The organism is Rothia amarae (assembly GCF_014705945.2).
Taxonomy (GTDB): Bacteria; Actinomycetota; Actinomycetes; order Actinomycetales; family Micrococcaceae; genus Rothia; species Rothia amarae.
Map to the genome: position 1 here is coordinate 1,391,137 of NZ_CP061538.1, position 12,091 is coordinate 1,403,227.

Consider the following 12,091-nt stretch of genomic DNA (forward strand, 5'->3'; position numbering starts at 1 on the left):
AAGAAGCCCGCCCCAATAATCTTGAACTGCTCCCCATTAGTTGGACTGAGAAATCAGTTTCTAACTAGTGGGGAGTATTTTTTTGAGAGCACGAAGTTCTTTGAGTGAATCTCAGCGCGAGCAGCTCGTTGATTTGTTTGAGCAAGGGCTGGGCTATGCGGCAGCGGCTCATCGGTTAGGAGTTGGCCTCTATTCTGTAAAGAGATTTGAGCGTCGTTTCAAGCTGCATGGCAGACTATGTCTTGTGGAGAGACCAACTAAGCAGCACTTTTCCTTCGAGGTGAAGAAGGAAGTCGTCGATCGGTTCATTGCCGGCCAGTCCAAGATGGAACTGGCTCGGGAGTTTGGTTTGTCATCGGATCAACTTGTCGCTAATTGGGTGAGGGCTTGGCGTGCGGGTGGCGATGAAGCGTTGCAGCCGAAACCGAAGGGACGACCGAAAGGCAGCGCCCGCTCGACACCGTTGACCGAGGAAGATCGGCTCCGCCGAGAGGTGGAGAAACTACGGGCAGAAAATGCGTACTTAAAAAAATTGCGGGACTTGAGGAACCAGCGACGAGGCTGAAAGTAGAAGCTATCGTCATCCTCAAGTCAGCCCACCGCCTGGAGGACCTACTGGTTGCGGCAGGTCTTGCCCGGTCAACATTTTTCTATCACCAACAACGCCTCACCATGGCTGATAAACATGCCCAGCTCAAGCAGGCAATCGTCGATGTCTTTGAGCGTATGAACCGTCGTTATGGTTACCGGCGGGTGCATGCTCAGCTACGCCGGGAAGGATGGGTGGTCAACCATAAGCTGGTCTACAAGCTCATGGATCAACTAGGGCTTAAATCCAAGATCAGGGCGAAAAAGAAGTACAACTCGTACAAAGGCACGGTAAGTCACATCGCAAGCAATGTGTTGAATCGATGTTTCACACCTGATGAGCCAAATACGGTGTGGGCAAGTGACGTCACGGAGTTTCGCGTTGCTGGCACCAAGGTCTACCTGTCGCCGATCATGGACTTATGCGATCGGTCGATCGTGTCGTACAGCATTTCAACCTCACCGAATACGGCGTTTACGTCGCAATCTTTACGCGATGCCATCGCGCAAGAATCACCAGATAAAGGTTTGCTTGTACATACCGACCAAGGATTCCAATATCAACATTCCAGCTGGCGCACACTCATCACAGCTATCGGTGGCACACAATCGATGTCAAGGAAAGGAAACTGTTACGACAATGCGGTAATGGAAAACTTCTTCGGACACCTCAAATCAGAGATGTACCACGGGGAATCATTCACCAGTCTGGAGACGTTCTACCACGCAATTGATGACTACATCCGTTGGTACAACCATGAACGCATCCAAAAACGACTCAAGGGCCTGACTCCGATGCAATACCGGAACCAGACCCTAAAGCCTCTAACCGCCTAGAATAAAACCAGTCCAACTTTCGGGGGCCAGTTCATCTGGGGCGGGCTCTTCTAAGCTACTTCGGCGTTTACCTCTTAGTTGCCGGTGAGCTTCTTGCGATGGAGCTGAATTTCCGCGAAGCGAATCAGAAATTCGGCGGAATCAGCTTCGCAAGAAACTAATCGGTAAACCTCTTAGTTGCCGGTGAGCTTCTTGCGATGGAGCTGAATTTCCGCGAAGCGAATCAGAAATTCGGCGGAATCAGCTTCGCAAGAAACTAATCGGTAAACCTCTTAGTTGCCGGTGAGCTTCTTGCGATGGAGCTGAATTTCCGCGAAGCGAATCAGAAATTCGGCGGAATCAGCTTCGCAAGAAACTAATCGGTAAACCTCTTAGTTGCCGGTGAGCTTCTTGCGAAGCTCAGCGAGTGCCTCGTCTGATGCCAAGGTGCCGGACTCGGTACCCTTGTCATCGGATGAGTAAGAGGTAGGAGCTGCGGGAGCTGAGTTGGAGGAGGAAGATGAGGATGAAGAGGTAGTAGCCGCAGTAGCTGCTGCTTCTGCATCTGCCTCCATCGCCTTAGCAACCTGAACCTTGTGTGCTTCCCAGCGAGCCTGAGCGTCTGCGTACTGCTGTTCCCAAGTTGCACGCTGAGTTTCGTAGCCTTCGAGCCATTCGTTGGTCTCGGGGTCGAAGCCCTCGGGGTACTTGTAGTTGCCCTCTTCGTCGTACTCTGCAGCCATGCCGTAGAGTGCGGGGTCGAACTCGGTGCCCTCAGGGTCAACGCCTTCGTTAGCCTGCTTGAGTGAGAGGGAGATACGACGACGATCGAGATCGATGTCGATAACCTTCACGAACAATTCGTCTCCAACGGAAACTACCTGCTCAGCAAGATCTACGTGGCGAACAGCAAGCTCAGAGATATGGACAAGACCTTCGATACCGTCTTCAACGCGAACGAATGCGCCGAAGGGAACGAGCTTGGTGACCTTACCGGGTACAACCTGACCCAGCGCGTGAGTGCGAGCAAATGCCTGCCAAGGATCTTCCTGAGTTGCCTTGAGTGAAAGTGAAACGCGTTCACGATCAAGATCAACTTCGAGAACCTCAACGGTTACCTCGGTGCCAACTTCAACAACCTCTGAGGGGTGATCAATGTGCTTCCAGGAGAGCTCGGAAACGTGAACGAGACCGTCTACGCCGCCAAGGTCCACGAATGCACCGAAGTTGACGATGGAGGAAACGACACCGGTGCGAACCTGACCCTTTTCGAGCTGGTTGAGGAAGGTTGAGCGAACCTCAGACTGGGTCTGCTCAAGCCATGCACGGCGCGAAAGAACAACGTTGTTACGGTTCTTGTCGAGCTCGATAATCTTAGCTTCAATTTCCTGACCGATGTAGGGAGCGAGGTCGCGTACACGGCGCATTTCGACGAGGGATGCAGGCAAGAAGCCACGAAGACCGATGTCCAGGATAAGGCCGCCCTTGACAACCTCGATGACGGTGCCGGTAACAACGCCGTCATTTTCCTTAATCTGCTCGATGTCGCCCCAGGCACGCTCGTATTGTGCGCGCTTCTTGGAGAGAATCAGACGACCTTCTTTGTCTTCCTTGGTCAGGACGAGGGCCTCAACTTCGTCACCAACGGAGACGACTTCGCCGGGATCAATGTCGTGCTTGATGGAAAGTTCACGAGAAGGAATAACGCCTTCGGTCTTGTAACCGATATCGAGGAGAACCTCGTCGCGGTCAACCTTGACAACTTCACCTGAGACGAGATCGCCGTCGTTGAAGTACTTGATGGTTTCGTCAACGGCCTTGAGGAAGTCTTCTTCAGTTCCGATGTCGTTGATTGCAACCTGAGGAGTGTTGGTGCTCATGTAGTAAAGGGCTCCATTATGGATAGATTTGGTAGGTCGATACAGCCGTAGTTCCCCCGCAAGCTTCTAGTTCCCAATTGAGAGTATCTACCTGCGGTATCGCAACGAGTGGTTCCGCTCTGTACCGAGCGTTTATTCGGACAATGTGCGCGCATAGTACACGCACTTATTAAATATTAGGGAGGACTCCCCCGAAGGTCAACGATTGGCGCGGTTAAATCACCGGTTATTTTCGGTAATTTACCCCTTATGTAGAGGCAATCACGCGTTCGGGTGTGTCGTATCACCAGTAAGATACCGAGAGCCGCTTCTTCTGACCTTATTGTGCGAACATAGCCGACCAAGAGCCCAGCGGCTGTTTGAGCACAATTTCCTGGTGCTGTTCTACCTCGTACACGCTCAATCCGCGTGCCTGATAATTCGCGAGAGCGTGCGGACCATCGAGATTACAGGTATGCACCCACACCCGATGAACCTCCGGCAAATGATGTCTATTGGGAATATCCCACGCCCGTTGAATGACGGTCTGCAAGAAAAGACGACCCAAGCCTTTGCCATGTGCCCAGTCCATCAGCCCAAAATAGAGAATTTCGACGTCCGCGGTGGGAGCTATGGAGGACGCCATGAGCTCGGCACTGAGTTGGCAGTACCCTGCAGGAGTGCCATCGAGCGTCAGAATCCAAACTTCGCTACCTTCTGCATCAAGTTCTTCCTGCCACTGCTCACGCGACCACCCTAACCGTTCATACCAGCGATATGGACCACCAACTACTGCGTAGAACCAGCGGACCAGCTCAGGGGTAACATGTTGCGCACGTTCAATACGAACCCCCTGGGGAAGCTCTGCAGGCTGCTCAGCCAGGGCAGAATCCAGCATTTGTAAGGACGTAATAGTGACATCCTGAGGATACGCTTCCACGCCCCAATCTGCCTGATCTTCAATTTTTTCTTGCGGAAAGTCGTTCACTTAATGCCCCGCTTTATACCAAGAGATTCCGCTACCCACCTGCACGTCCATGGGTACATTGAGGCTGACTGCACTACTCATTTCTTCTTGTAATAGTTGGGTTGCAGCCTCTTCCTCGCCCGGCGCAACTTCCAGAATGAGTTCGTCGTGAATCTGCAAAAGCATGCGCGTTTTGAGCTGCTCTTTTTCCAAACGATTCTGCACATTAATCATGGCAATCTTCATAATATCTGCGGCTGTACCTTGAATGGGAGCGTTCAAAGCTGCACGCTCGGCGGCCTCGCGGCGCTGGCGGTTAGAGCTATTCAAGTCGCTCAGGGTACGGCGTCGCCCAAACATCGTTTCGGTATAGCCATCTTTGTGGGCTTGCTGAACGGTGCCCCGCAAGAAACGCCCGACATCACCAAATCGCTTGAAATAGTTAACGGTAAGTAGGGCAGCTTCATCCACAGGTATACCCAACTGTTTGGACAGTCCGAAACGGGAGAGCCCGTATGCGAGTCCATAGGACATCGCTTTTACTTTGGCGCGCATCTCTGAAGTCACGTCCTCGGGAGCCACTCCGAAGACTTCTGAACCGACGAAGCGGTGCAAGTCTTCGCCCTCCTTATACGCCTGAATCAGCTTTTCATCATCCGCCAGATGCACCATAATCCGCATTTCAATCTGCGAATAATCGGCGGTCAGCAAGGTGGTGAAATCGGTGCCGTCAATCGTGCGAGGATCCACGATGAACGCCTCGCGAATCTTTCGACCCTCAGCAGTACGAATCGGGATGTTCTGCAGGTTGGGATCGGTCGAGGAAAGACGCCCCGTTGCAGCAACATTTTGCTGGAAAGTGGTGTGAATGCGCCCGTCCCCCGCTGTAGCCTTTTGCAAGCCCTCGACAGTCTGTTTGAGTTTCGTGAAGTCACGGTAGGTCTGAAGTGCCACCAAGAACTGCGCGCCCTTAGACTCTGGGCTAATTTTTGCGAGTAAGTCAGCCATTGAATCGGCGTCGGTAGAATATCCAGATTTCAGTTTGCGAGTAGTAGGCAGTTCAAGTTCTTCAAAGAGGACGCTTTGAAGCTGCTTGGGCGATCCTAGGTTCACCTCATGGTTAATGAGGCTGTATGCCTCTTCGGTAGCCTGTTTGATGAAGCTTTGGTAATACTCCTTGAGATCCCCCAGCACCTGGGAATCTACCGCGATACCTGCAATTTCCATTTCAGCAAGCACAGTAGCCAGAGGTAGTTCGATTTCTTCATACAGTTTAAGTTGATTTTGCTGGCGCAAATCCATATCCAGGGCAAGCGTTAGTTCTTGAAGATAGCGGGCGGTCAACGCTGCATATTCAATGTCCACACTGGGCTCTTCAGCAAACAGGTCCCCTTGCACATTTTCTTCTTGCGCCTCGGGCTCGGGAAAATCTGTGTGCAGATACTGAGTACAGAGATCTTGCATCATGGCTAAAAAGCTACGACGACGTGCGGTAGGAATATGCCCGCAGACATAGGAACTCAGCATCGGGTCTTCCACTGCGCCCGTGAGCTGAAAACCACGAGCTTTCAGAGACTTAAACTGCTGCTTGAGGTCATAGACGATTTTCGGTGCGTTTTCATCGCTTAGCCAATCAGAAAAAGCTTTCTCTAGCTCGGGACTTGCTGAGGTGAAATCAATCCATGCAGCCTGAGTACCGCCCAGCAACACTGCTCCCTGAAGGTTTTCTTCATGCGCATAACCGGCTTCCGGTGCATCTGGCTGCGCTTGCGGGAGCAACACCAGCGCGTTTGCCAGCCGCTGGGAAACTTCGACGGGACGGTTCGTTGCCGAGATTGATTCCTGGGCGTTTTGCACGAACCCAGAAAAACCTTCAGCAGTTTCGACCGTAGTCACCGCATCCACAGTAATATCTACCTGCATTGCGGCTGCTTGCGCCATCGAAGAGAAAAGTTCGGCGGTTCGCTTGCGAATCGTGGAAAATTCCAGTTCGTCAAAGAGCGCGTCTAACTCTGCCGGGTCTGCAGGACCATAGTGTGCGGCGTCGTCCAGAGTAATTGGCATCTCCAAATCATCCACCAGCCTATTGAGGCGGCGGTTACGCAGAACGTCTTCTACATGTTCCCGCAGGGCTTCACCCTTTTTGCCTTTGATTTTATCCTGGTTCTGAATGATGCCGTTGAGATCGCCAAATTCGTTAATCCATTTAGCGGCGAAACCTGGTCCAACACCGGGAACACCAGGAAGGTTATCTGCCTGTTCGCCGGTGAGCGCAGCCAGGTCGGGGTAAAGGTGAGGAGGTACTTTGTATTTTTCTTCTACTGCCGCGGCATCCATTCGACGAATTCCCTTGGAGGGGCCGGTGGTGACAGGGTAAAGAATAGTGACGTCGTCGTTAATGAGCTGGAAAGCATCACGGTCGCCAGAGACTATGCCCACGGTAAATCCTTGGGCCACTGCCGCTTTTGCAAAAGTTGCCACAATGTCATCGGCTTCATAGCGTTCAACCGTCACCGACGGAATCTGCAGAGCTTCCAAAACCTTTTGGATGAGTTCAATCTGGCCAAAAAATTCCTCGGGAGTTTCCGAGCGACCACCCTTGTATTCGCCATATTCTTCGGTGCGGAATGTACCGCCAGCTAGGTCAAATGCAGTAATAATGTGAGTTGGTTGCTCAGACTTGATGAGGCTCAATAAAGTGGAGAGGAACCCGTGGACGGCGTTAGTGTGCTGCCCGTAGCTGGTCACGAAGACCTCCGCAGGAGCGCCGTAGAAGGAACGGAAAGCTAGCGAATGCCCGTCAATGAGGAGAAGCTTTTTCTTATCGTTTACTGCATGAGTTGTAGTCACGGTGTCCATCCTAATAGCTTCCAGTATTTGCTTCTACGGTGAAAAGTTCAGGTTACTAGGATACTCTCATAGGCGAATCTTCTAGAGAAAGGCATCCGATGACTCCCAATTCTGAGCATTCCAGTGAACCACTCGACCCTCAATTTCAACGGGACCTAGAAAAGAGCGGCATTCCTCAAGAAAAGTGGCACAGGTTCTCCCAGCATGGACTGGGAACACTGATTCCTAAAATGGGCATCTTTTTCGAAGAATTAACTGCAGAATATACTGTGGCAACTATGCCAGTGGCAGAAAATACTCAACCCGGCGGCCTATTGCACGGTGGAGCCAGCGCGGCCCTCCTCGAGACGCTCGGCTCTTTCGCAGCCAACGAAGCTACGCCCGAAGGATACGTGGCGGTTGGTACAGAACTCAATATTTCCCATGTTCGCTCGGCAACTTCGGGTTTGGTTCGGGGAACCTGCATCGCCCTAAAAATCGGTCGGAGGCAGTGCGTGCACCGCATTGATATCACCGATGAGCACGGAAAGCTCATCAGTACCGGGCGCATGACAAACAGCATCATCCCCCGCAGATAACAGACTCTTTAGTTAGCGAAAGTACTTTATATGCGTCAAAAAATCGGCACAGTCTTTCTTCTGCTTACCATACTTTGCCTGGTGACAGCTATCAATATAGGTAGTTGGTGGTGGTTGGGCGTTTTTCTCTGCACTTTAGTGACTCTGTGGGGTATAGGCTTTACATCATCAGATTCTGAAGAAAAATCACAGCGGTAACGCCTATAAAATCAGCGACGTCCCGCTTAATAGAGGGACGTCGCTGATATGAGGTTCTTTCACCTTTAACAAACGGTTAGGAAACTTGATTGACGATGGTTTCCGCTACTTCTTTCATCGACAGTCTGCGATCCATAGAAGTTTTCTGTATCCAGCGGAAAGCTTCAGGCTCGCTCAATCCCATCTTTGAAATCAGCAAAGACTTCGCGCGATCGACTAATTTGCGGGTTTCGAATTGGTCCTTGATATTTGTCACTTCGTTCTGCAAGGCAACAATTTGTTCGTACCTGCTGATGGCAACTTCAATCGCAGGAATCAAATCATGGGGGCCAAAAGGCTTGACGACGTACGCCATTGCCCCAGCTTCTGTAGCTCGATCGACTAGTTCTTTTTGGCTAAATGCCGTCAGCAAAACTACCGGTGCCAATTGTTTCTTGGAAATTTCCTCGGCTGCTGTAATGCCGTCCATAATCGGCATTTTCACATCCATCAACACCAGATGGGGGCGATGCAGTTCAGCTAGTTCAACAGCTTTTTGACCGTTGTCCGTCTCTGCAACGACGTCAAAGCCTTGGTCACGCAAGATTTCAACAATATCCATACGGATGAGGGCTTCATCTTCTGCAACGACGACGGTGCGGGCAGGCTCCTGTTCTTCGCTGACTGAATCAGCTGGCGTCTGCTCTGACATGCTTTACTCCTTTAATCTTATTCTTATATTTAAGTTTCTCACGTTTGAGGCTGTGGTAGCGAAGCTAGGAGGTAAATTCTGGTGCGAAATCGGTGGAGGTGGGCAATGGAATATGAGCCGATTTTATTTTTTAGAAAAATCAATGTACAGTAATAAAGCACTCACCGATTGGTGGATGTCTCTGAGACAGAGGCCCAAGTGGCGGAATTGGCAGACGCGCCGCACTCAAAATGCGGTTCTTAGGAGTGTGGGTTCGAGTCCCACCTTGGGCACAATATAGCCCCTGACTAGGCGAAACAAACCTAGTCGGGGGCATTTTTTATGCCCCGATAAACATTGCTGCACGTAGTTCCGCAGGTAGTTAACAAAAAAGAAGCCCCCCACCACCCGTAAGGGCAATGAGGGGCAAACAATTTTTTAGGCAGGAACCGAACCGCCACCAGGAGTAATCGAAGGATCCTCCTCACTGAGAGGAGTCTCCTCCCCTTTGTTTTGGGTATAAAAAAGTCCCAGGGGAAGGCACTCCCCCCTGAGACGCTGGCTTATATATAGTTATGAGAATGACTGCACTTGAAATACTCACCATTGTTGGAATTGTTGCCTCAGTAATGGCAGCAGGATTCGCTCTTTTTCAGATTCTTCTTACTCGAGAAAAATCTGATGTTGAATGGGAAGACTATAAAGAATCAGACGGTATTTTCCGCGTCCGAAATATCGGTACTAGCACCGCGTATAAAGTGCAGTTATCTGCTTGGACTAGTGAAGAAATTGCAGAGACCGTTGAGGAGAAAAAAGTTGAACCAAACGGTTATGTAACTTTTGTTTTGCCTGAACGAGAATCTAAAGGCCCCGCTCCGGTTAATATCCCCAGAGTTTCTCTACCTCGTGTTTCTGATATACCACCTAGTGAACGGTCAGATACTGATAATCCGATACTCCGGAATATGCGTAAAGACCTCGATTCGCAGTGGGCTATGAAAAAGCAGATGCAGGATGCAGACGACGCAATGTTTCTTCATGCCAAGAAGCAAGCTGAATCTCAGCAGGTTATCTATAAAGTAATCTGGTGCAGTAGGCGCGGCGTGTGGAGTACTTATTCATCGACGACTGGATAAGTATTTGACAGTTTCATTGAGGTTGAGGATGAAAGAATTTATTTCCTGAAATGTTTCTATGTCATTCTCGTTTTTTGTTTTGAGAGCTTGGACTGCTAAATCTGTTTTCCGGTTTATCGTGTAAATGGATATTCCAAACCCGGCGCCTATGCCGATTAGTATTAGATTTTTTAGAATCTTACTTTCCTTTCGTGGTTGGTTTTTGTGGCCTCTCGCCCCTTTCTTTTTGGGGTGGGAAGCTTTTTTGTTTAAGCCGTGTGTTCTCTATGTGGTTTTCAATCAGCGACTAGCGAGCTCTCACCTCGTTTTTTGAAACCGCACCTAGCGTTTGCGGTCGGCACCCTTTAGACCCTGCGCTCGGGTTCCCCATTTAGGGAAGTTTGGGTAAAAAAATTAGGCGGCTTTATTCTGAATTTCAGAAATATGCTCTTCGGTAAACCAGGTAATTGAGGTTCCGAAGAATTCAGTTACCCGCACCAATTCGGTGGCAGATAATGAGCGCCATCCCTTAGTGATTTCACTAATGGTGTTTTTGCCAAAGCCTAGATTGATTGCAAGTTCAGCCTGCGTGAATCCTTGCTTGGCGAGTGCTATGCGGATGTTTTCTCCGATAGTCGCATTTAGGTTTTTCATGTCACCTCCTTGAGGTACGTCAACTACACTAATTCACCAAATAGGGAATTATCAAACAAAAAAGGGAAAAAGTTTTGAAACTGGGGTAAAGTTCCTTATATGCCACGTAAAGGAACCGGAAAAGCAAACAGATTCAGTGAACTACTGAATGAAGAAATCAAAGTCCTTATGACCCGTCAATCACAGACTCTCGTAAGCATGGAAGAACAGACAGGCATCAGTCGAAACCGCCTCAGTAAATCCGTATACAACTCAGAATCTCCACTAAACACTAATGAATTAGATCAACTATGTAAGGCGCTAGGGGCCAAGCCTTCCGAAGTTGTACGTCGAGCAGAGAGAGCTCTCCAGTACGAAAGTTTCGCCCTTGCCGCTTACCGATCAGATGAACCGAAAGGCGCAGACGAAATCTTTGAATAACTACGAGCCCTTCCAACACGCCGAATCCCTCAACATCGACGTCCATTGGGAGGAACTCCCCCACAACATCCACGGACTATGGACCGGAACAGCAATCATCATCGACCCCGATGAATACCAATGCGTACTGAAGGCATACCCTAACAACCTCCCCTACATCGCTAATGAACTAGGGGTCACCCAACGAATCCTTCACGTATTCGCGCAACACCACTCACGAGAAAGTAAAAAAATGCCAACACCAACCACTAACGCAATCCTCGCCTGGACTCTCATCTCAGAAATCCAGCACCCCGCTGACCTCCCCCAAATCCTCACCACCAACGAACACCCCATCGTCTCCTTTAAAACCTTCAGAGATTCAGCAACGTTCACCAACAAACGACTCATTGTCCGTGATGCTCAAGGACTCACAGGGAAGAAAGTTGAAATGTACTCCTTGCCCTACTCCTCTATTCACATGTGGTCATCCGAGAACTCTGCATCATCTCTCGACCGAGACGAAGAACTAGAGCTCTGGACAAAAATGGGGCACATTAAAATAAGAATCCGCAAAGGACTCGATGTCCGAAAGATTGACCGACTCATCAGCGAAAACGTCCTTAAATAAAAAAGACCCCGCTCCACCAGCATTGGTGGGGCGGGGATAGTAAAAAACTTACTGGGCAAGAGCCCAACGAAGCGTACCCAAAGCACCTTTGCGCTTGAGCGTATTTCTAAAAGTAGGGTTCTGCTCTTCTTGGCGAAGTCGAGCGTTATCAGCTGCCATCTGGCGACGCTGCTCCGCAACGAGCTTCCTCGCGCGCTCCTCACTCAAAGGACGAGGGGCAGGCAAACCCTTAAATTGTGATGATTTTGTTGTCATGGGGCATGTCTCCTTTCACAGGAATCCCATCCTAGCGAGCTAGAAAGTTCTTCCTGTAACCCTCACTATACAGTCCCAAAATGAAATTCAAAGGAAATTTTTTACTGTGAATCTTCGGTGGCAGGCTGATCTTCGATGACCTGCATGTTTTCCAGAGTCTGGCGCACCTCAAGAACCAGTTCGTGTTCCTCGTTGGAGAGATGTTTAGGTTTGTTGTTGGCAAAATGCTGGATTACTGCTTGCGCGAAAGCAACCTCAAACTGATTTTCGTTGTCGGCTGCCCTCTCAACTGCCCATTGCAAATGGTCACGAAAATTACTACTAGCGGCTTCCTTCTCACGCGAGCGGTTAGTGATGTGCATGGCCGTAATAGTTCCAGCAGCAGCGAACAATGCTACCCAACCAGAGGTGTTACGTGACACATCACCTATGACGGACCACTGATGAGAATCAAAGGGAGCGATCAAAACTATAAGGAGTATTGCTATTACAAGCAGAATAAATACAAGAA

Annotated in this window: 11 protein-coding genes, 1 tRNA gene and 1 pseudogene; 6 read left to right on the forward strand and 7 right to left on the reverse strand. The window is 49.9% G+C overall.

All coding sequences use genetic code 11. The annotated features are described in order from the left end of the window. The first annotated feature begins 128 nt into the window (after positions 1 to 128). Positions 129 to 1,425, forward strand: a pseudogene (locus IDM48_RS06635) (IS3 family transposase). A gap of 371 nt (positions 1,426 to 1,796) precedes the next feature. On the opposite strand, the gene rpsA reads toward IDM48_RS06635, so the two are convergent. The 3 genes from rpsA to polA form a co-directional block, all read right to left on the reverse strand. Next, positions 1,797 to 3,284 (reverse strand): 30S ribosomal protein S1, encoded by a 1,488-nt coding sequence (gene rpsA, locus IDM48_RS06640; RefSeq protein ID WP_068172991.1) that lies wholly within the window; start codon positions 3,282 to 3,284, stop codon positions 1,797 to 1,799. Positions 3,285 to 3,603: 319 nt separating this feature from the next. After that, the gene (locus IDM48_RS06645) at positions 3,604 to 4,251 is read right to left on the reverse strand and encodes a GNAT family N-acetyltransferase (RefSeq protein ID WP_083147365.1); all 648 of its coding nucleotides are present in this window, start codon (positions 4,249 to 4,251) and stop codon (positions 3,604 to 3,606) included. Then, positions 4,252 to 7,089, reverse strand: coding sequence for a DNA polymerase I (polA, locus tag IDM48_RS06650; protein WP_190616612.1), 2,838 nt, complete (start codon positions 7,087 to 7,089; stop codon positions 4,252 to 4,254). An 89-nt stretch (positions 7,090 to 7,178) separates the two neighbouring features. Here polA and IDM48_RS06655 point away from each other — a divergent pair, with 89 nt between their 5' ends. Beyond that, on the forward strand, positions 7,179 to 7,658 hold the full coding sequence (locus IDM48_RS06655; RefSeq protein WP_145174489.1) for a PaaI family thioesterase: 480 nt from the start codon (positions 7,179 to 7,181) through the stop codon (positions 7,656 to 7,658). 274 nt (positions 7,659 to 7,932) lie between these two features. Here the strand turns inward: IDM48_RS06655 and IDM48_RS06660 are convergent, their stop codons facing one another. Beyond that, positions 7,933 to 8,547: an ANTAR domain-containing response regulator gene (locus tag IDM48_RS06660; protein ID WP_068172997.1), complete on the reverse strand. Its 615-nt coding sequence runs from the start codon at positions 8,545 to 8,547 to the stop codon at positions 7,933 to 7,935. Positions 8,548 to 8,739: 192 nt separating this feature from the next. On the opposite strand from IDM48_RS06660, the gene IDM48_RS06665 reads away from it, so the two are divergent. Both IDM48_RS06665 and IDM48_RS06670 read left to right on the forward strand, forming a co-directional pair. Continuing rightward, a tRNA-Leu gene (locus IDM48_RS06665) sits at positions 8,740 to 8,819 on the forward strand. A gap of 288 nt (positions 8,820 to 9,107) precedes the next feature. Next, positions 9,108 to 9,662, forward strand: coding sequence for a hypothetical protein (locus IDM48_RS06670; RefSeq protein ID WP_145174486.1), 555 nt, complete (start codon positions 9,108 to 9,110; stop codon positions 9,660 to 9,662). Positions 9,663 to 10,055: 393 nt separating this feature from the next. On the opposite strand, the gene IDM48_RS06675 is transcribed toward IDM48_RS06670, so the two are convergent. Further along, entirely contained in the window at positions 10,056 to 10,295 is a 240-nt protein-coding gene (locus IDM48_RS06675) for a helix-turn-helix domain-containing protein (RefSeq protein ID WP_068173000.1), read from the reverse strand. A 198-nt stretch (positions 10,296 to 10,493) separates the two neighbouring features. Here IDM48_RS06675 and IDM48_RS11865 point away from each other — a divergent pair, with 198 nt between their 5' ends. Next, positions 10,494 to 10,715 carry a helix-turn-helix domain-containing protein gene (locus IDM48_RS11865; RefSeq protein ID WP_420803883.1) on the forward strand — a complete coding sequence of 74 codons (222 nt, stop codon included), beginning with the start codon at positions 10,494 to 10,496 and terminating at the stop codon, positions 10,713 to 10,715. Further along, on the forward strand, positions 10,663 to 11,325 hold the full coding sequence (locus IDM48_RS11765) for a PH domain-containing protein (protein WP_338019213.1): 663 nt from the start codon (positions 10,663 to 10,665) through the stop codon (positions 11,323 to 11,325). The genes IDM48_RS11865 and IDM48_RS11765 overlap by 53 nt, the downstream gene beginning before the upstream one ends. Before the next feature lie 48 nt (positions 11,326 to 11,373). On the opposite strand, the gene IDM48_RS06690 is transcribed toward IDM48_RS11765, so the two are convergent. Further along, positions 11,374 to 11,580, reverse strand: a complete 207-nt coding sequence (locus tag IDM48_RS06690) for a hypothetical protein (protein WP_068173004.1) — start codon at positions 11,578 to 11,580, stop codon at positions 11,374 to 11,376. 101 nt (positions 11,581 to 11,681) lie between these two features. After that, a complete protein-coding gene (locus tag IDM48_RS06695; protein WP_141669448.1) occupies positions 11,682 to 12,002 on the reverse strand; it encodes a hypothetical protein in 321 nt (106 codons plus the stop codon). Positions 12,003 to 12,091: the final 89 nt, after the last annotated feature.